The organism is Rhodanobacter sp. GW835-FHT13D09, assembly GCF_058793995.1.
In genome coordinates, this window is sequence record NZ_JBXAGL010000002.1 from 519,203 (window position 1) to 536,427 (window position 17,225).

The following is a 17,225-nucleotide window of genomic DNA, read 5'->3' on the forward strand; positions in this document are numbered from 1 at the left end:
CGAATGAAAGACCTGCTCAACCTGTTCAACCAGCAGCGCGCGACACCGGATTTCGACGCGATCAAGATCGCGCTCGCGTCGCCGGAGCTGATCCGCTCGTGGTCGTACGGCGAAGTGAAGAAGCCGGAAACCATCAACTACCGCACCTTCAAGCCGGAGCGTGACGGCCTGTTCTGCGCCGCGATCTTCGGACCGGTGAAGGACTACGAGTGCCTGTGCGGCAAGTACAAGCGCATGAAGCACCGCGGCGTGGTCTGCGAGAAGTGTGGTACCGAGGTCACCCTGGCCAAGGTGCGCCGCGAGCGCATGGGCCACATCGAGCTGGCCAGCCCGACCGCACACATCTGGTTCCTCAAGTCGCTGCCCTCGCGTATCGGCCTGATGCTGGACATGACCCTGCGCGACATCGAGCGCATCCTGTACTTCGAGGCCTTCGTGGTGATCGATCCGGGCATGACCGCGCTGGAGCGCGGCCAGCTGCTCAGCGAAGACCAGTACCTGGAAGCGACCGAGGAGCACGGCGACGAGTTCGACGCGCGGATGGGCGCCGAGGCGGTGTACCACCTGCTGAAGTCGCTCGACCTGCCGGGCGAAGTCGTCCGCCTGAAGGAGGAAATCACCTCCACCAACTCCGAGACCAAGCTGAAGCGGCTGACCAAGCGCGTCAAGCTGATCGAGGCGTTCCTGGAATCCGGCAACAAGCCGGAGTGGATGGTGCTGACCGTACTGCCGGTGCTGCCGCCGGATCTGCGTCCGCTGGTGCCGCTGGACGGCGGCCGCTTCGCCACCTCCGACCTGAACGACCTGTACCGCCGTGTCATCAACCGCAACAACCGCCTGAAGCGCCTGCTCGAACTCAACGCGCCCGACATCATCGTGCGCAACGAGAAGCGCATGCTGCAGGAATCGGTCGACGCGCTGCTCGACAACGGCCGCCGCGGCCGTGCCATCACCGGCACCAACAAGCGCGCGCTGAAGTCGCTCGCCGACATGATCAAGGGCAAGCAGGGCCGCTTCCGCCAGAACCTGCTCGGCAAGCGCGTGGACTACTCCGGCCGCTCGGTGATCGTGGTCGGCCCGACCCTGCGCCTGCACCAGTGCGGTCTGCCGAAGAAGATGGCGCTGGAGCTGTTCAAGCCGTTCATCTTCGCCAAGCTGCAGGCGCGTGGTGAAGCCACCACCATCAAGGCGGCGAAGAAGCTGGTCGAGCGCGAGGAAGGCCAGGTGTGGGATATCCTCGAAGAGGTGATCCGCGAGCATCCGGTGCTGCTGAACCGCGCGCCGACCCTGCACCGCCTCGGCATCCAGGCGTTCGAGCCGAAGCTGATCGAAGGCAAGGCGATCCAGCTGCATCCGCTGGTGTGCACCGCCTTCAACGCGGACTTCGACGGCGACCAGATGGCCGTGCACGTGCCGCTGTCGATCGAAGCGCAGCTGGAAGCGCGCACGCTGATGATGTCGTCCAACAACATCCTCAGCCCCGCCAACGGCGAGCCGATCATCGTGCCGACCCAGGACGTGGTGCTGGGCCTGTACTACATGACCCGCGAGCTGATCAACGCCAAGGGCGCCGGCATGGTGTTCTCCGGCATCGCCGAGGCGCGCCGTGCCTATGACAACCGCGCGGTCGAGCTGCATGCGAAGGTGAAGGTGCGCCTGAAGCAGGTGCACATCGCTGCGGATGGCACCCGCACCAGCGAAACCCGCCTGGTCGAGACCACCGTCGGTCGCTCGCTGCTGGCCGAGATCCTGCCGGAAGGCCTGCCGTTCGAGCTGGCCAACACCGAGCTGACCAAGAAGAACATCTCGCGTCTGATCAACTCCAGCTACCGCCGGCTTGGCCTGAAGGAAACCGTGGTGTTCGCCGACAAGCTGATGTACACCGGCTATCGGTTCGCCACGCGCGCGGGCATCTCGATCGGCATCGACGACATGCTGATCCCGAGCGAGAAGAAGACCATCCTCGACGAGGCCGAGAAGGAAGTCGTCGAGATCCAGCAGCAGTATCAGTCGGGCCTGGTCACCGCCGGCGAGCGCTACAACAAGGTGGTCGACATCTGGTCGCGCACCAGCGAGCTGGTGGCCAAGGCGATGATCGACGGCATCGGCACCGAGAAGGTGGTCGACGCCGACGGCAAGACGGTCAGCCAGAAGTCCATGAACTCGCTGTACATCATGGCCGACTCCGGCGCGCGTGGCTCGGTGGCGCAGATCCGTCAGCTGGCGGGCATGCGCGGCCTGATGGCGCGTCCGGACGGCTCGATCATCGAGACCCCGATCAAGGCCAACTTCCGTGAAGGCCTGAACGTGCTGCAGTACTTCAACTCGACCCACGGCGCGCGCAAGGGCCTGGCGGATACCGCGCTGAAGACCGCGAACTCCGGCTACCTGACCCGCCGCCTGGTCGACGTGGCGCAGGATGTGGTCATCACGATGGACAACTGCGGTACCGAGGACGGCGTCACCATGCAGCCGATCGTCGAGGGCGGCGACGTGGTCGAGCCGTTGCGCGACCGCGTGCTGGGCCGCGTGGTGGTCGAGGACGTCTACGCCCCCGGCGACGACGACCAGCCGATCGTCACCCGCGATACCCTGCTCAACGAAGCCCTGGTCGAGAAGCTCGACAAGGCCGGCGTGCAGATCATCAAGGTGCGTTCGCCGATCACCTGCGAAGCCGAGCACGGCGTGTGCAAGCTCTGCTACGGCCGCGATCTGGCCCGCGGCCACCTGGTCAACATGGGCGAGGCCGTGGGCGTGGTCGCCGCGCAGTCGATCGGCGAGCCGGGCACCCAGCTGACCATGCGCACGTTCCACATCGGCGGTGCGGCTTCGCGTGCGGCGGCGGTGGACAACGTCACGGTGAAGACCACTGGTTCGCTGAAGTTCAACAACCTGAAGTCGGTGCAGCACAAGCAGGGCCACCTGGTGGCGGTGTCGCGCTCGGGCGAACTGAGCGTGATCGACTCCAGCGGCCGCGAGCGCGAGCGCTACAAGGTGCCGTACGGCGCCATCATCGCGGTCAAGGACGGCGCACCGGTCAAGCCGGGGCAGGCCGTGGCGAACTGGGATCCGCATACCCATCCGATCGTCACGGAGGTGGCCGGCGTGGTGCGCTTCATCGACTTCCTCGATGGCGTCACCGTGCAGAGCCAGACCGATGAGCTGACCGGCCTGGAGTCGGCGGTGGTCACCGATCCGAAGCGTCGCGGCGCGCAGGCGAAGGACCTGCGTCCGATCGTGCGCCTGGAAGATGCCAAGGGCCGCGAGCTGAAGCTGCCGGGTACCGACATCGCCGCGCAGTACTTCCTGCCGGCCGGCGCGATCGTGTCGATCCAGAACGGTGCCGAAGTGGGCGTGGGCGACGTGGTCGCGCGTATCCCGCAGGAAACCTCCAAGACCCGCGACATCACCGGTGGTCTGCCGCGCGTGGCCGACCTGTTCGAGGCACGCAAGCCGAAGGAGCCGGCGATTCTCGCCGAGCGTTCCGGCATCATCAGCTTCGGCAAGGACACCAAGGGCAAGCAGCGCCTGATCATCAAGGATGTCGACGGCAACGAGCACGAGGAGCTGATCCCGAAGTGGCGCCAGGTCATCGTGTTCGAGGGTGAGCACGTGGAGAAGGGTGAGACCGTCGTCGACGGCGAGCCGAGCCCGCATGACATCCTGCGCCTGCTGGGCGTGGAGCCGCTGGCCACGTACCTGGTCAAGGAGATCCAGGACGTGTACCGCCTGCAGGGCGTGAAGATCAACGACAAGCACATCGAGGCGATCATTCGCCAGATGTTGCGCAAGGTCGAGATCACCGAGCCGGGCGAGAGCCACTACCTGCGCGGCGAGCAGGTCGAGCGCGTGCGCATCAATGCCGAGAACGAGCGTGCGGTGGGCAAGGGCGAGCGTGCCGCCGAGTACCAGTCGGTGCTGCTGGGCATCACCAAGGCGTCGCTGGCGACCGAGTCGTTCATCTCGGCGGCCTCGTTCCAGGAAACCACCCGCGTGCTGACCGAGGCAGCGGTTCGCGGCACCCGCGACACCTTGCGTGGCCTGAAGGAAAATGTTATCGTCGGACGTCTTATTCCGGCAGGTACGGGTCTGGCATACCACGCATCGCGTCGTCGCCAGGGCGGGTTGACCGCCACGGAGCTGGAGACCCTTTCCGGTTCCGCGTCTGCGGCTTCATTCGCCGAGGCCTCGGTCGGTAGTGAAAACGGTGTCGAGTAAACCCGTTCAGGGTGCCACTCGCTGACATACGAAATGAGGTGCAGGGACGCACCTCGTGTTCGGGTCCAGGACGGCTGAGCATCGGCTTGCCTATGGCGGGCTGCTCATGTTAAATTCCCGCTTCTTGGCAGACCGAGCTTATTCGGGCTGCCTTTATGTTTTCAGGAACAGCTTCGCATGACGACAGTCAACCAGTTGGTGCGCAAAAACCGCAGCCCCAAGACCTACAAGAGTGGGTCGCCCGCCCTGCAGAGCAGCCCGCAGCGTCGCGGCGTCTGCACGCGCGTTTACACGACCACTCCGAAGAAGCCGAACTCGGCCCTGCGCAAGGTTGCCAAGGTGCGCCTGACCAATGGCTTCGAGGTCATCAGCTATATCGGTGGCGAAGGCCACAATCTGCAGGAGCACTCGGTGGTGCTGATCCGCGGCGGTCGCGTCAAGGATCTGCCCGGTGTGCGTTATCACACCGTGCGCGGCAGCCTCGACTGCGCCGGTGTCACCAAGCGTCGTCAATCGCGCTCGAAGTACGGCGCCAAGCGCCCGAAGAAATAATATCTGCCGTATTTGATGAGTGCGGCCACGGATGGTCGCTTTTGCTCCGCAGGCATGGACGCCTGCAAAAATACAACAGTGCGGCCAGGATGGCCGTTTTTCAGGCGGGCAGGGATGTCCGCTAAAAATAACGGACAACAAACATGTCGCGTAAAGGTTCACATCCCGCCCGTCTGGTCCTGCCGGATCCCAAGCATGGCAGCCAGCTGATCGCCCGCTTCATCAACATGGTGATGAAGAGCGGCAAGAAGTCCGTCGCCGAGAGCATCGTTTACGGTGCGCTGCAGCATATTGGCGAGAAGAACGCCGAGCCGGTGGCCCTGGTGGAGAAGGCGCTCAACAACATCGCTCCGGCGGTCGAGGTGAAGTCCCGCCGCGTCGGCGGCGCCACCTACCAGGTGCCGGTCGAAGTGCGCCCGGGTCGTCGCATGGCGCTGGCGATGCGCTGGGTCATCGATGCCGCCCGCAAGCGTGGCGAGACGTCGATGCCGCGCAAGCTGGCCGCCGAACTGCTGGAGGCTTCCGAGAGCCGCGGCGGCGCTGCCAAGAAGCGCGAAGAGACGCATCGCATGGCGGAAGCCAACAAGGCCTTCTCGCACTACCGCTGGTAACCGGGTTTTGCCTTGCCGCCCCTGTTGGCGGCAATGGGCAGGCCGGCGGTGCTTGTGCCGTCGCTCATGGCGGCAAAGAAGAACCCGGCGCTCATGCCGGACTTTTCATAATAGCGGCAGCCAGGACGGCTGCGTGAATCCAGGGCAGGGCTGCCCGGCAAAGGTAAACTCCCATGGCACGCACCACTCCTATCGAGCGCTATCGCAACTTCGGCATCATGGCCCACATCGATGCCGGCAAGACCACGACCACGGAGCGCATCCTGTTCTATACCGGCGTCTCGCACAAGATCGGCGAGGTGCACGACGGTGCGGCCACGATGGACTGGATGGAGCAGGAGCAGGAGCGCGGCATCACCATCACTTCCGCCGCCACCACGGCGTTCTGGAAGGGCATGGACGGCTCGATGGAGCAGCACCGCTTCAATATCATCGACACCCCGGGGCACGTCGACTTCACCATCGAGGTGGAGCGCTCGCTGCGCGTGCTCGACGGCGCGGTGTTCGTGCTGTGCGCGGTCGGTGGCGTGCAGCCGCAGTCCGAGACCGTGTGGCGCCAGGCCAACAAGTACAAGGTGCCGCGCCTCGCCTTCGTCAACAAGATGGACCGCACCGGCGCCAACTTCTACAAGGTCATCGACCAGCTGAAGTCGCGCCTGGGCGCGCACCCGGTGCCGATGCAGGTGCCGATCGGCGCCGAGGACGGCTTCGAGGGTGTGGTCGACCTGCTCAAGATGAAGGCGATCGTCTGGGACATGGAATCCCAGGGCATGAAGTTCGAGCTCAAGGACGTCCCCGCGAATCTGGCCGACAAGGCTGCGGAAGCACGCGCCTTCATGGTCGAGTCGGCCGCCGAGGCTACCGAAGAGCTGATGAACAAGTATCTCGAGGGCGGTGACCTCACCGTCGACGAGATCATCGCCGGTCTGCGTCAGCGCACGCTGGCGAACGAGATCATCCCGGTGTTCTGCGGCACCGCGTTCAAGAACAAGGGCGTCCAGGCGATGCTCGACGCGGTGGTCCAGCTGCTGCCGTCGCCGGCCGATCGCCCGCCGGTCGCCGGCATCGACGAGAACGATCACGACGCCACGCGCAAGGCCGACGACGCCGCGCCGTTCTCCGCGCTTGCGTTCAAGATCATGACCGACCCGTTCGTCGGTTCGCTGACGTTCTTCCGCGTCTATTCGGGCACGCTGAACTCCGGCGATGCCGTGTACAACCCGGTGAAGAGCAAGAAGGAGCGCATCGGCCGCATCCTGCAGATGCATGCGAACGAGCGTCAGGAACTGAAGGAAGTCCGTGCCGGCGACATCGCCGCCGCGGTCGGCCTGAAGGACGTGACGACCGGCGACACGCTGTGCGCACAGGATCACGTCATCACCCTGGAGCGCATGACGTTCCCGGAGCCGGTGATCTCGATGGCGGTCGAGCCGAAGACCAAGTCGGACCAGGAAAAGATGGGCATCGCCCTCGGCCGCCTGGCCGCGGAGGATCCGTCGTTCCGCGTGCGTACGGACGAAGAGTCGGGCCAGACCATCATCTCGGGCATGGGCGAGCTGCACCTGGACATCCTGGTCGATCGCATGCGCCGCGAGTTCAACGTCGAGGCGAACGTCGGCAAGCCGCAGGTGGCCTATCGCGAGACGATCCGCTCGTCGGACGTCAAGTCGGATTACAAGCACGCCAAGCAGTCGGGCGGCAAGGGCCAGTACGGTCACGTCGTGATCGAGCTGTCGCCGATGACGGAAGAGGATCGCAAGAACCCGGCCGTGAAGGATGACTTCCTCTTCATCAACGACATCACCGGTGGCGTGATCCCGAAGGAATTCATCCCGTCGGTCGAAAAGGGCCTGCGCGAGACCATCACCAGCGGTCCGCTGGCCGGCTTCCCGGTGGTGGGCGTGAAGGTCAAGCTGGTGTTCGGTTCGTACCACGACGTCGACTCGTCCGAAATGGCGTTCAAGCTGGCCGCCTCGATGGCATTCAAGCAGGGTTTCGCGAAGGCGAGCCCGGTGCTGCTCGAGCCGATCATGAAGGTCGAGGTCGTGACTCCGGAAGATTATGTCGGTGACGTGATGGGCGACATGAGCCGTCGCCGTGGCCTGCTCCAGGGCCAGGACGATACGCCGTCGGGCAAGACCATCGATGCGATGGTGCCGCTGGGCGAGATGTTCGGCTACGCGACCACGATCCGCTCGCTGACCCAGGGGCGCGCCACCTTCACGATGGAATTCGACCATTACGCCGAGGCGCCGAACAACATCGCCGAGCAGGTCATGAAGAAAGCGTGACATGCGCGATCTTCCTGATCGCAACGGCAAGGATCAGGAAGCGGCCATCCACGGCCGCACTCTCAAAAGAAGCGGCCATTCGGGGCGCATCATCAAATAAGTTCTCTCAGAGGTCTGAGTCATGGCAAAGGGTAAATTCGAACGCACCAAGCCGCACGTCAACGTCGGCACGATTGGTCACGTGGATCACGGCAAGACGACGCTGACGGCGGCGCTGACGAAGGTCGGTGCGGAGCGTTTTGGCGGCGAGTTCAAGGACTACAGTGCGATCGACGCGGCGCCGGAAGAGAAGGCGCGCGGCATCACGATCTCGACGGCGCACGTGGAATACGAATCGCCGATCCGCCATTACGCGCACGTCGATTGCCCGGGCCACGCGGACTACGTGAAGAACATGATCACGGGTGCGGCGCAGATGGACGGCGCGATCCTGGTGTGCTCGGCAGCGGACGGCCCGATGCCGCAGACGCGCGAGCACATCCTGCTGTCGCGGCAGGTGGGCGTGCCGTACATCGTGGTGTTCCTGAACAAGGCGGACATGGTCGACGACGCGGAGCTGCTCGAGCTGGTCGAGATGGAAGTGCGCGAGCTGCTGTCGAAGTACGACTTCCCGGGCGACGATACGCCGATCATCCACGGTTCGGCGCTGAAGGCGCTGGAAGGGGATCAGAGCGAGATCGGCGTGCCGGCGATCGTCAAGCTGGTGGACGCGCTGGACAGCTACATTCCGGAGCCGGTGCGTGCGATCGACAAGCCGTTCCTGATGCCGGTGGAAGACGTGTTCTCGATTTCGGGCCGCGGCACGGTGGTGACGGGCCGTATCGAGCGCGGCGTGATCAAGGTGGGCGACGAAATCGAAGTGGTCGGCATCCGCGACACGCAGAAGACCACGGTGACCGGCGTGGAAATGTTCCGCAAGCTGCTGGACCAGGGCCAGGCGGGCGACAACGCGGGCCTGCTGCTGCGCGGCCTGAAGCGTGACGACGTGGAGCGTGGCCAGGTGCTGGCGAAGCCGGGCACGATCACCCCGCACACGGACTTCGAGGCGGAGGTGTACGTGCTGTCGAAGGACGAGGGTGGCCGTCATACGCCGTTCTTCAAGGGTTACCGTCCGCAGTTCTACTTCCGCACGACGGACGTGACGGGCGCCGTGACGCTGCCGGAAGGCGTGGAAATGGTGATGCCGGGCGACAACGTGAAGATGGTGGTGAGCCTGATCCACCCGATCGCGATGGACGAGGGCCTGCGCTTCGCGATCCGCGAAGGCGGCCGCACCGTCGGCGCCGGCGTGGTGGCCAAGGTCATCAAGTAATACCCGTTGTCCCGGCAGCGAACCGCCAGGACAACTTCTGATGTCGATCCAGCCTGTGGGTTGGATGACGCCAGGAAGGCGGGCAAGTCATTATGGTTACACCCCCTTCACTAAATCCAGATTTGCCGGTATACTTCGCAGCTCACTTGTCGGCCATACATGTTTTTGGCCGATCTACCGCGAAATGAGGCGCAGGAAGCGCTTCGAGTTCGCAGGCCGGGGATCGGCCTTGGCAAGTTGACGTTATCGCAGGTTGATCCTGTTGATTACGTCTTTTTGCGCGAGATGCAAATTCGTCCAGGCAGGCCAACCGGTGCTTGCCTGGGCTTTTCGAATTGGGGCCGCGCAGTTTTCGCCGGCTGCCGATGTGGTGACAAAAAGGCAGTGCGAGGCGGCGAGAAGCCGCTTCGTTTCACATTACGTTCTTTCGACAACAGGACACGGTTATGGCGAACCAGAAGATTCGGATTCGGCTGAAAGCGTACGATCATCGCCTGATCGACCGTTCGGCCAGCGAGATCGTCGAGACGGCAAAGCGCACGGGTGCCACGGTACTCGGCCCGATCCCGCTCCCGACCAAGATCGAGCGTTACACCATTCTGACGTCGCCGCACGTCGACAAGGATGCACGCGACCAGTACGAGACCCGTACCCACAAGCGCGTGCTCGACATCGTCGACCCGAACGACAAGACCGTGGACGCGCTCATGAAGCTTGATCTCGCCGCTGGCGTCGATGTCCAGATCAAGCTCGGTTGAGCGACAGACAGGATACGAAGATGAGTATCGGATTGGTTGGCCGCAAATGCGGCATGAGTCGCCTCTTCACCGAAGACGGCCGCTCGGTTCCGGTGACGCTGATTGAAGCGACGCCGAACCGCGTGACCCAGCTGAAGACGGATGACAACGATGGCTACAGCGCCGTCCAGGTTTCCGCGGGCAGCAAGCGTGCGAACCTGCTGACGCAGCCGCTGAAGGGCCACTACGCGAAGGCCAAGGTCGAGCCGGGTCGTGGCTTGTGGGAATTCCGCGTGGCTGCCGAGGATCTCGGCAAGTACGAAGTGGGCGCCGAGATCAAGGCGGACGACGTGTTCTCCGTCGGCCAGATCGTCGATGTCGCCGGCGTGTCCAAGGGCAAGGGCTTCCAGGGCACGATCAAGCGCTGGAACTTCAAGATGGGTGATGCCACCCACGGTAACTCGCTGTCGCATCGCGCACCGGGCTCCATCGGTCAGCGCCAGACGCCGGGTCGCGTGTTCCCGGGCAAGAAGATGGCCGGTCACATGGGTGCCGTGCGCCGTTCGGCGCAGGGTCTGGAAGTGGTCAAGGTCGACGCCGAGCGTCACCTGATTGCGGTGAAGGGCGCGGTGCCGGGTGCAACCGGTGGCGACGTCATCATTCGCCCGACGACCAAGGGTTGAGGAGAGTCGCCATGGAATTGAATGTCATTGGCGCCAAGCCGCTCAGCGTGTCGGACGAAGTGTTCGGCGGCGAGTACAAGAAAGCCCTGGTCCACCAGGTGGTGGTTGCCTACCAGGCGGCCGGTCGCGCCGGTACCAAGGCGCAGCTGTCGCGTGGTGAGATGTCCGGCACCACCAAGAAGTTCAAGAAGCAGAAGGGTGGCGGTGCCCGCCACGGTGATTACCGTGCACCGATCTTCGTCGGCGGTGGTGTCACCTTTGCCGCCAAGCCGCGCAGCTACGAGCAGAAGGTCAACCGCAAGGCCTATCGCGTTGCGATCCGTTCGATCTTCTCCGAGCTGGTCCGCCAGGGTCGCCTGAAGGTGGTCGAGAGCTTCGGCGTCGAAACGCCGAAGACCAAGTCGATGGTGGCCAAGCTGGCCGAGCTGGAAGTTGCTGGCCGCGTGCTGCTGGTGTCGGAGGATGCCTCCGAGTCGGTGTTCCTGGCCGCCCGCAACATCCCGTATATCCATGTGCTGGACGTGATGGCGCTGAACCCGGTCAGTCTGGTCGGTTCCGACCACGTGGTGATGACGGTTGACGCCGTGAAGAAGGTCGAGGAGTGGCTGGCATGAACAACGAACGCATTCTCGACATGCTGCGCGCGCCGCACATCTCGGAGAAATCGGCGCGTCTGGCCGAACACAACCAGTATGTATTCGTGGTCGCCCCGACGGCGACCAAGGCCGATGTCCGCGTTGCCGTGGAAAAGCTGTTCGACGTGAAGGTCGAACAGGTGAACCTCGTCAACGTCAAGGGCAAGGTCAAGTCCTTCCGTTTCCGCGCTGGCAGCCGCCAGGGCAAGCGCAAGGCCTACGTGCGTCTTGCCGATGGCCAGACCATCGACGTGGCCGCCAAGGCCTGAGCCAGGAGTTCTGTGAGATGGCACTAATCAACCACAAGCCGACCTCGCCGGGCCGCCGCGACGCGGTAAGCGTCCGCACGGAAGGTCTGTACAAGGGCGCGCCGTATGCGGCGTTGACCGAGTCGCAGTCCAAGACCGGCGGCCGCAACCACCACGGTCGCATCACCACGCGTCATCGTGGCGGCGGTCACAAGCAGCACTACCGCATCATCGACTTCAAGCGCGACAAGGAAGGCATTGCCGCCCGCGTCGAGCGCATCGAGTACGATCCGAACCGCACCGCGCATATCGCGCTGCTGTGCTACGCCGACGGCGAGCGCCGTTACATCATCGCGCCGAAGGGCGTGCAGGTGGACGATCGCCTGGTGTCCGGCCGTGATGCGCCGATCAAGGCCGGCAACTGCCTGCAGCTGCGCAACATTCCGATGGGCAGCACGATCCATTGCATCGAGCTGCGTCCGGGCAAGGGCGCGCAGATCGCCCGCAGCGCAGGCGCCTCGGTGCAGCTGGTGGCCCGCGAGTCCGGTTACGCCACGCTGCGCCTGCGTTCCGGCGAGATGCGTCGCGTCTCGGTCGACTGCCGCGCCACCATCGGCGAAGTGGGCAACGGCGAGCACAGCCTGAAGAAGCTGGGCAAGGCCGGCGCCAAGCGCTGGGTGGGTATTCGCCCGACCGTCCGCGGCGTGGTGATGAACCCGGTCGATCACCCGCATGGCGGTGGTGAAGGCAAGACCTCCGGCGGTCGTCATCCGGTCAGCCCGTGGGGCACGCCGGCCAAGGGTTACAAGACCCGCAACAACAAGCGCACGCAGCAGTTCATCGTGCGTCGTCGTACCAAGTAACGGGAAGCCGACATGCCGCGTTCTCTGAAGAAAGGTCCGTTCGTCGACCTTCACCTCGTAAAGAAGGTGGAAGCTGCGGTTTCCGCCAACAACAAGCGCCCGATCAAGACCTGGTCGCGTCGCTCGATGATCCTGCCGGAAATGGTCGGCTTGACCATCGCCATCCACAACGGCCGTCAGCACGTGCCCGTCCTGATCAACGAGAACATGGTCGGGCACAAGCTCGGCGAGTTCGCGGTGACCCGTACGTTCAAGGGCCATGTCGGCGACAAGAAGGGCAAGTGATGAGCACTGAAGCCAAAGCGATCCTGCGCGGCGCCCGCATTTCGGCGCAAAAGGCACGCCTGGTGGCCGATCTCGTCCGCGGACTCCCCGTGGGCCGGGCCAGCGACGTGCTCACCTACACCAACAAGAAGGCCGCGCACCTCGTCCGCAAGGTGCTGCTGTCGGCCGTCGCCAACGCCGAGAACAACCTCGGCGCTGATGTCGACGAGCTGAAGGTCTCCAGCATCTTCGTCGACGAAGGTCCGGCGATGAAGCGCATGTATGCCCGCGCCAAAGGCCGCGGTTCGCGCATTCTCAAGCGCACCAGCCACATCACTGTGGTTGTTGGCAACTGACCGGGGACATAGACGATGGGTCACAAAGTTCATCCCACCGGTATCCGCCTCGGCATTGCCAAGGACTGGAACTCGAAGTGGTTCGCAAACAAGGGCGACTACGCCAAGTATCTCGTGGCCGACATCAAGGTCCGCGACATGCTGAAGAAGAAGCTGGCGGCCGCCGGCATCTCGAAGATCCAGATCGAGCGCCCGGCCAAGACCGCGCGCGTGACGATCCACACCGCCCGTCCGGGCGTGGTGATCGGCAAGAAGGGCGAGGATATCGAGAAGCTGCGCAAGGAAGTCAGCGACATGATGGGCGTTCCGACGCACATCAATGTCAACGAAGTGCGCAAGCCCGAGCTGGACGCGCAGCTGGTGGCCGAGTCGATCGCGCAGCAGCTTGAGCGCCGCATCATGTTCCGCCGCGCGATGAAGCGCTCGGTCGGCAACGCGATGCGCCTGGGTGCGCTGGGCATCAAGATCAACGTGTCCGGCCGTCTGAACGGCGCCGAGATCGCCCGCTCCGAGTGGGCTCGCGAAGGCCGCGTGCCGCTGCACACGCTGCGTGCCGACATCGATTACGGTTTCGCCGAGGCCAGCACCACCTACGGCATCATCGGCATCAAGGTGTGGGTCAACAAGGGCGAGATCTTCGACCTGACCCAGATCGGCCAGGAGTCGAAGGACGAGTCGCCCTCGCAGCCGCGCCGCGAAGGTGGCGAAGGTCGTCGTAACGATTCGCGTCGCGAGGCCGGTGACGGCCGCCGCGAGCGGTCGGCGAAGTAAGGAGAGTTGCCATGTTGCAACCCAAGCGAACCAAATACCGCAAGCAGTTCAAGGGCCGCAACGACGGGCTGGCGCAGTGCGCCAACCTGGTCAGCTTCGGCGAGTACGGTCTGAAGGCGACCACCCATGGCGCGCTCACCGCGCGCCAGATCGAGGCGGCCCGTCGTTGCATCACCCGCTTCGTCAAGCGCGGCGGCAAGCTGTGGATCCGCGTTTTCCCGGACAAGCCGATCACCAAGAAGCCGATCGAAGTCCGCATGGGCGCGGGCAAGGGCGGCGTCGAATTCTGGGTCGCCCCGATCCAGCCCGGCCGCATGCTCTATGAAATCGAGGGCGTCGACGAGCCGACGGCGCGTGAGGCTTTCCGCCTGGCCGCCGCCAAACTCTCGGTGCAGACCCAGTTCGTGACCCGGGCGGTGATGTGATGGCCATCAAAGATATCAACAACCAGTCGGCCGAAGAGCTGCAGCAGCATCTGCTGGACCTGCGCAAGGAGCAGTTCAACCTGCGCATGCAAAAGGGTTCCGGCCAGCTCACCCAGCCGCACCAGCTCCGCCGCGTTCGGCGTGACATCGCCCGCACGAAGTTCGTGCTCGGCGGCAAGAAGTAAGGGACGGCCGACATGAGCGACAACCAGAATCAAGACAAGAAGCAGGCGCGCACCCTCGAGGGCCGCGTCACCAGCAACAAGATGGACAAGACGGTCACCGTCCTGATCGAGCGTCAGGAGCAGCACTGGCTGCTCGGCAAGACCATTCGCCGGTCGACCAAGCTGCATGCGCAGGATGACCTGGGTGCCAACGAGGGCGACCTCGTGCGTATCGCGGAGTGCCGTCCGTTGTCCAAGACCAAACATCACCGCGTGGTCGAGATCATCACGCGCGCCAACGTCTAAGGGAGGCATGCAGACATGATCCAGATGCAAAGCACGCTTTCCGCGGCGGACAACAGCGGCGCGAAGGAACTGATGTGCATCAAGGTGCTCGGCGGCTCCAAGCGCCGATATGCCGCGATCGGCGACGTCATCAAGGTCACCGTGAAGGATGCGATTCCCCGCGGCAAGGTGAAGAAAGGCGAGGTGTACAATGCCGTGGTGGTGCGTACCGCCAAGGGCGTGCGCCGTCCCGATGGCTCGCTGATCCGTTTCGACGGCAATGCAGCGGTCCTCCTCAACAACAAGCTCGAGCCGATCGGTACCCGTATTTTCGGGCCGGTTACCCGCGAGCTGCGCAGCGAGAAGTTCATGAAGATCGTCTCGCTTGCGCCCGAAGTGCTCTGAGCGGAGTCAAGACAATGAACCGTATCCGCAAGGGTGATCAGGTCCTGGTGATCACCGGCAAGAACAAGGGTCAGCGCGGCGACGTGCTGCGCGTTGATGGCGAGCGCGTGTTCGTCTCCAACGTGAATCTGGTCAAGCGCCACACCAAGCCGAACCCCCAGGCCAACCAGGCTGGCGGTATCGTCGAGCGTGAAGCCTCGATCCATCTCTCCAATGTGCAGCTGTTCAACCCCGCCACGAACAAGGGTGAACGCGTCGGCACCAAAACGCTCGCTGATGGGCGCAAGGTCCGCGTGTTCCGTTCGACTGGCGAGGTCGTGGACGCGTAAGGAATCACGATCATGACCCGCCTTGAAAATTTCTACAAAGAGCAGGTAGTGCCGAAGCTCACCGAGCAGTTCGGCTACCAGAACGTGATGCAGGTTCCCCGCATCACCAAGATCACGCTGAACATGGGCGTGGGCGAAGCCGCGGGCAACAAGAAGGTGCTCGAGAACGCCGTGGCCGACATGGCCAAGATCTCCGGCCAGAAGCCGATCACGACCAAGGCGCGCGTCTCCGTCGCCTCGTTCAAGATTCGCGACGGCTGGCCGATCGGCTGCAAGGTCACCCTGCGCCGCGCCCAGATGTGGGAGTTCATGGATCGCCTGATCAATATCTCGCTGCCGCGCGTGCGCGACTTCCGCGGTGTCTCGGCGAAGGCGTTTGATGGTCGTGGCAACTACAACTTCGGCATCAAGGAACAGATCATCTTCCCTGAAATCGACTTCGACCAGGTTGACGCATTGCGTGGCATGGATATCTCCATTACCACCACCGCCAAGACCGACGAAGAAGCGAAGGCCCTGCTGGCCGCGTTCAGCTTCCCCTTCCGTAATTAAGCACGTTGCAACTGATAGACGCGAGAGATACCCATGGCAAAGACCTCGATGGTCAACCGCGATATCAAGCGGACCAAGCTCGCCCAGAAATTCGGCGCCAAGCGCGCCGAGCTGAAGGCGATCGTGCTGAGTCCCGGCGCCTCCTATGAGGAGAAGATGGCGGCCCAGTCCAAGCTGCAGAAACTGCCGCGCGACGCCAGCCCGGTGCGCCAGCGCACCCGTTGTGCGTTGACCGGTCGTCCGCGCGCCGTCTACTCGAAGTTCGGACTCGGTCGCAACAAGCTGCGTGAAGCGACCATGCGCGGCGACGTGCCTGGCCTGCGCAAGGCCAGCTGGTAATACTGTTTGTAGAACCGGCTGGTGGGGCGATGCCTCGCCGCCGATTCATCCCGGTCGCGTCGGTACGCGGCCGGCTGGTGCGGTTACTGCATCGCTATTCGCCAAAACCTGAAAATGCTGTTATAGTCGGCGGTCTGCGCAAGGCAGGCCGGCGTCGATGCCGGCTCACAATCTGATTGATTTCCGGTTTTATCGGATATCGGTGCACTCTGAAGGATGTTTTCATGAGCATGACTGATCCCATCGCCGATCTGTTCACGCGCGTCCGCAATGCCCAGGCCATGGGCAAGCCGACCGTGCGTATGCCGTCGTCGAAACTGAAGTTGGCGATCGCCAACCTTCTCAAGAACGAGGGCTACATCCTCGACGCCAAGACTTCCGCCGAGGAAGGCAAGCCGGTGCTCGAGATCAAGCTCAAGTATTTCGAGGGCCAGCCGGCCATCGAGCGCATTTCCCGTGTCAGCCGCTCCGGCCTGCGCGTATATCGCGGCAAGGACGAGCTGCCGAAGGTCCTCGGTGGCCTGGGCATCTCGATCATCTCGACTTCCGCCGGTCTGTTGACCGATGCGCAGGCCCGTGCCAAGGGCCTGGGCGGCGAAGTCATCGGCCAAGTGGCATAAGGAGTCTTTCGATGTCACGTGTTGCCAAACAACCCATTTCCCTGCCCAAGGGCGTCGAGATGACTGTCGGCACCGACAGCATTTCCGTGAAGGGCCCGAAGGGCACGCTATCCGTGCACCAGCTGCCGGGCGTCACCATTGCCGTGGACAACGGCGTGGCGCACATCAGCCTCGCCGAGGGCGCCGACGACAGGTTCGGTGGCACCGCACGCGCGCTGCTGGCCAACATGGTCACTGGCGTCTCCACCGGCTACGAACGCAAGCTCGAGCTGGTCGGCGTCGGCTACCGCGCCTCCATGCAGGGCAAGTCGCTGAACCTGAGCCTGGGCTTTTCCCACCCGGTGGTGTTCGATGCGCCCGAAGGTATCAGCATCGAAACCCCGTCGCAGACCGAAATCCTGATCAAGGGGTCGGACAAGCAGGCGGTAGGCCAGGTGGCGGCCAAGGTCCGCGGCTTCCGTCCGCCGGAGCCCTACAAGGGCAAGGGCGTCCGCTATGCCGGTGAGAAGATCACGTTGAAGGAAGCCAAGAAGGCTTAAGTGCGCTGTCCCTGCGCGAAAGACCG

General features: G+C 63.8%; 22 protein-coding genes. All 22 read left to right on the forward strand.

Translation table 11 applies throughout. The features are described from left to right. Window positions 1-3: 3 nt before the first annotated feature. A complete protein-coding gene (rpoC, locus tag AC1Q5A_RS05210; RefSeq protein ID WP_492699001.1) occupies window positions 4-4,218 on the forward strand; it encodes a DNA-directed RNA polymerase subunit beta' in 4,215 nt (1,404 codons plus the stop codon). A gap of 177 nt (window positions 4,219-4,395) precedes the next feature. Continuing rightward, window positions 4,396-4,770: a 30S ribosomal protein S12 gene (rpsL, locus tag AC1Q5A_RS05215; protein ID WP_007083021.1), complete on the forward strand. Its 375-nt coding sequence runs from the start codon at window positions 4,396-4,398 to the stop codon at window positions 4,768-4,770. Window positions 4,771-4,913: 143 nt separating this feature from the next. Next, window positions 4,914-5,381: a 30S ribosomal protein S7 gene (gene rpsG / locus AC1Q5A_RS05220; protein WP_007514548.1), complete on the forward strand. Its 468-nt coding sequence runs from the start codon at window positions 4,914-4,916 to the stop codon at window positions 5,379-5,381. A 173-nt stretch (window positions 5,382-5,554) separates the two neighbouring features. Next, a complete protein-coding gene (gene fusA / locus AC1Q5A_RS05225) occupies window positions 5,555-7,672 on the forward strand; it encodes an elongation factor G (protein WP_492699003.1) in 2,118 nt (705 codons plus the stop codon). A 121-nt stretch (window positions 7,673-7,793) separates the two neighbouring features. Beyond that, on the forward strand, window positions 7,794-8,984 hold the full coding sequence (gene tuf, locus AC1Q5A_RS05230) for an elongation factor Tu (RefSeq protein WP_492698989.1): 1,191 nt from the start codon (window positions 7,794-7,796) through the stop codon (window positions 8,982-8,984). Between the two features lie 446 nt (window positions 8,985-9,430). Further along, on the forward strand, window positions 9,431-9,742 hold the full coding sequence (gene rpsJ, locus AC1Q5A_RS05235; protein ID WP_007082173.1) for a 30S ribosomal protein S10: 312 nt from the start codon (window positions 9,431-9,433) through the stop codon (window positions 9,740-9,742). A gap of 20 nt (window positions 9,743-9,762) precedes the next feature. Beyond that, window positions 9,763-10,404, forward strand: coding sequence for a 50S ribosomal protein L3 (rplC, locus tag AC1Q5A_RS05240; RefSeq protein WP_114341284.1), 642 nt, complete (start codon window positions 9,763-9,765; stop codon window positions 10,402-10,404). 11 nt (window positions 10,405-10,415) lie between these two features. After that, window positions 10,416-11,018 carry a 50S ribosomal protein L4 gene (gene rplD, locus AC1Q5A_RS05245; RefSeq protein ID WP_492699005.1) on the forward strand — a complete coding sequence of 201 codons (603 nt, stop codon included), beginning with the start codon at window positions 10,416-10,418 and terminating at the stop codon, window positions 11,016-11,018. Further along, window positions 11,015-11,308 (forward strand): 50S ribosomal protein L23, encoded by a 294-nt coding sequence (gene rplW / locus AC1Q5A_RS05250; RefSeq protein WP_492699007.1) that lies wholly within the window; start codon window positions 11,015-11,017, stop codon window positions 11,306-11,308. The genes rplD and rplW overlap by 4 nt, the downstream gene beginning before the upstream one ends. A gap of 17 nt (window positions 11,309-11,325) precedes the next feature. After that, on the forward strand, window positions 11,326-12,150 hold the full coding sequence (gene rplB, locus AC1Q5A_RS05255) for a 50S ribosomal protein L2 (RefSeq protein WP_114341282.1): 825 nt from the start codon (window positions 11,326-11,328) through the stop codon (window positions 12,148-12,150). A 12-nt stretch (window positions 12,151-12,162) separates the two neighbouring features. After that, window positions 12,163-12,435: a 30S ribosomal protein S19 gene (gene rpsS, locus AC1Q5A_RS05260; RefSeq protein WP_007082178.1), complete on the forward strand. Its 273-nt coding sequence runs from the start codon at window positions 12,163-12,165 to the stop codon at window positions 12,433-12,435. Beyond that, window positions 12,435-12,770 carry a 50S ribosomal protein L22 gene (gene rplV / locus AC1Q5A_RS05265; RefSeq protein ID WP_007082179.1) on the forward strand — a complete coding sequence of 112 codons (336 nt, stop codon included), beginning with the start codon at window positions 12,435-12,437 and terminating at the stop codon, window positions 12,768-12,770. The genes rpsS and rplV overlap by 1 nt, the downstream gene beginning before the upstream one ends. 15 nt (window positions 12,771-12,785) lie before the next feature. Continuing rightward, window positions 12,786-13,541 carry a 30S ribosomal protein S3 gene (rpsC, locus tag AC1Q5A_RS05270; RefSeq protein WP_114341281.1) on the forward strand — a complete coding sequence of 252 codons (756 nt, stop codon included), beginning with the start codon at window positions 12,786-12,788 and terminating at the stop codon, window positions 13,539-13,541. Window positions 13,542-13,552: 11 nt separating this feature from the next. After that, window positions 13,553-13,966: a 50S ribosomal protein L16 gene (gene rplP / locus AC1Q5A_RS05275; RefSeq protein WP_068095390.1), complete on the forward strand. Its 414-nt coding sequence runs from the start codon at window positions 13,553-13,555 to the stop codon at window positions 13,964-13,966. After that, window positions 13,966-14,151 carry a 50S ribosomal protein L29 gene (gene rpmC / locus AC1Q5A_RS05280; protein WP_027493637.1) on the forward strand — a complete coding sequence of 62 codons (186 nt, stop codon included), beginning with the start codon at window positions 13,966-13,968 and terminating at the stop codon, window positions 14,149-14,151. The genes rplP and rpmC overlap by 1 nt, the downstream gene beginning before the upstream one ends. A gap of 12 nt (window positions 14,152-14,163) precedes the next feature. Next, entirely contained in the window at window positions 14,164-14,436 is a 273-nt protein-coding gene (rpsQ, locus tag AC1Q5A_RS05285) for a 30S ribosomal protein S17 (RefSeq protein ID WP_114341280.1), read from the forward strand. Window positions 14,437-14,451: 15 nt separating this feature from the next. Then, the gene (gene rplN / locus AC1Q5A_RS05290; RefSeq protein WP_007513359.1) at window positions 14,452-14,820 is read left to right on the forward strand and encodes a 50S ribosomal protein L14; all 369 of its coding nucleotides are present in this window, start codon (window positions 14,452-14,454) and stop codon (window positions 14,818-14,820) included. A 14-nt stretch (window positions 14,821-14,834) separates the two neighbouring features. Continuing rightward, a complete protein-coding gene (rplX, locus tag AC1Q5A_RS05295) occupies window positions 14,835-15,149 on the forward strand; it encodes a 50S ribosomal protein L24 (protein WP_114341279.1) in 315 nt (104 codons plus the stop codon). Between the two features lie 9 nt (window positions 15,150-15,158). Then, window positions 15,159-15,701: a 50S ribosomal protein L5 gene (gene rplE, locus AC1Q5A_RS05300; RefSeq protein WP_189339684.1), complete on the forward strand. Its 543-nt coding sequence runs from the start codon at window positions 15,159-15,161 to the stop codon at window positions 15,699-15,701. Window positions 15,702-15,734: 33 nt separating this feature from the next. Next, entirely contained in the window at window positions 15,735-16,040 is a 306-nt protein-coding gene (gene rpsN / locus AC1Q5A_RS05305; protein WP_492699010.1) for a 30S ribosomal protein S14, read from the forward strand. Window positions 16,041-16,264: 224 nt separating this feature from the next. Then, on the forward strand, window positions 16,265-16,660 hold the full coding sequence (rpsH, locus tag AC1Q5A_RS05310) for a 30S ribosomal protein S8 (RefSeq protein ID WP_027493640.1): 396 nt from the start codon (window positions 16,265-16,267) through the stop codon (window positions 16,658-16,660). A gap of 11 nt (window positions 16,661-16,671) precedes the next feature. Next, entirely contained in the window at window positions 16,672-17,199 is a 528-nt protein-coding gene (gene rplF / locus AC1Q5A_RS05315) for a 50S ribosomal protein L6 (protein WP_492699013.1), read from the forward strand. Window positions 17,200-17,225 lie beyond the last annotated feature (26 nt).

Excerpts from the sequence above, each read along its gene's own strand:
- rpoC (WP_492699001.1), top strand. The coding sequence starts at position 4 with ATGAAAGACCTGCTCAACCTGTTCAACCAGCAGCGCGCGACACCGGAT.
- rpsL (WP_007083021.1), top strand. The coding sequence starts at position 4,396 with ATGACGACAGTCAACCAGTTGGTGCGCAAAAACCGCAGCCCCAAGACC.
- rpsG (WP_007514548.1), top strand. The coding sequence starts at position 4,914 with ATGTCGCGTAAAGGTTCACATCCCGCCCGTCTGGTCCTGCCGGATCCC.
- fusA (WP_492699003.1), top strand. The coding sequence starts at position 5,555 with ATGGCACGCACCACTCCTATCGAGCGCTATCGCAACTTCGGCATCATG.
- tuf (WP_492698989.1), top strand. The coding sequence starts at position 7,794 with ATGGCAAAGGGTAAATTCGAACGCACCAAGCCGCACGTCAACGTCGGC.
- rpsJ (WP_007082173.1), top strand. The coding sequence starts at position 9,431 with ATGGCGAACCAGAAGATTCGGATTCGGCTGAAAGCGTACGATCATCGC.
- rplC (WP_114341284.1), top strand. The coding sequence starts at position 9,763 with ATGAGTATCGGATTGGTTGGCCGCAAATGCGGCATGAGTCGCCTCTTC.
- rplD (WP_492699005.1), top strand. The coding sequence starts at position 10,416 with ATGGAATTGAATGTCATTGGCGCCAAGCCGCTCAGCGTGTCGGACGAA.
- rplW (WP_492699007.1), top strand. The coding sequence starts at position 11,015 with ATGAACAACGAACGCATTCTCGACATGCTGCGCGCGCCGCACATCTCG.
- rplB (WP_114341282.1), top strand. The coding sequence starts at position 11,326 with ATGGCACTAATCAACCACAAGCCGACCTCGCCGGGCCGCCGCGACGCG.
- rpsS (WP_007082178.1), top strand. The coding sequence starts at position 12,163 with ATGCCGCGTTCTCTGAAGAAAGGTCCGTTCGTCGACCTTCACCTCGTA.
- rplV (WP_007082179.1), top strand. The coding sequence starts at position 12,435 with ATGAGCACTGAAGCCAAAGCGATCCTGCGCGGCGCCCGCATTTCGGCG.
- rpsC (WP_114341281.1), top strand. The coding sequence starts at position 12,786 with ATGGGTCACAAAGTTCATCCCACCGGTATCCGCCTCGGCATTGCCAAG.
- rplP (WP_068095390.1), top strand. The coding sequence starts at position 13,553 with ATGTTGCAACCCAAGCGAACCAAATACCGCAAGCAGTTCAAGGGCCGC.
- rpmC (WP_027493637.1), top strand. The coding sequence starts at position 13,966 with ATGGCCATCAAAGATATCAACAACCAGTCGGCCGAAGAGCTGCAGCAG.
- rpsQ (WP_114341280.1), top strand. The coding sequence starts at position 14,164 with ATGAGCGACAACCAGAATCAAGACAAGAAGCAGGCGCGCACCCTCGAG.
- rplN (WP_007513359.1), top strand. The coding sequence starts at position 14,452 with ATGATCCAGATGCAAAGCACGCTTTCCGCGGCGGACAACAGCGGCGCG.
- rplX (WP_114341279.1), top strand. The coding sequence starts at position 14,835 with ATGAACCGTATCCGCAAGGGTGATCAGGTCCTGGTGATCACCGGCAAG.
- rpsN (WP_492699010.1), top strand. The coding sequence starts at position 15,735 with ATGGCAAAGACCTCGATGGTCAACCGCGATATCAAGCGGACCAAGCTC.
- rpsH (WP_027493640.1), top strand. The coding sequence starts at position 16,265 with ATGAGCATGACTGATCCCATCGCCGATCTGTTCACGCGCGTCCGCAAT.
- rplF (WP_492699013.1), top strand. The coding sequence starts at position 16,672 with ATGTCACGTGTTGCCAAACAACCCATTTCCCTGCCCAAGGGCGTCGAG.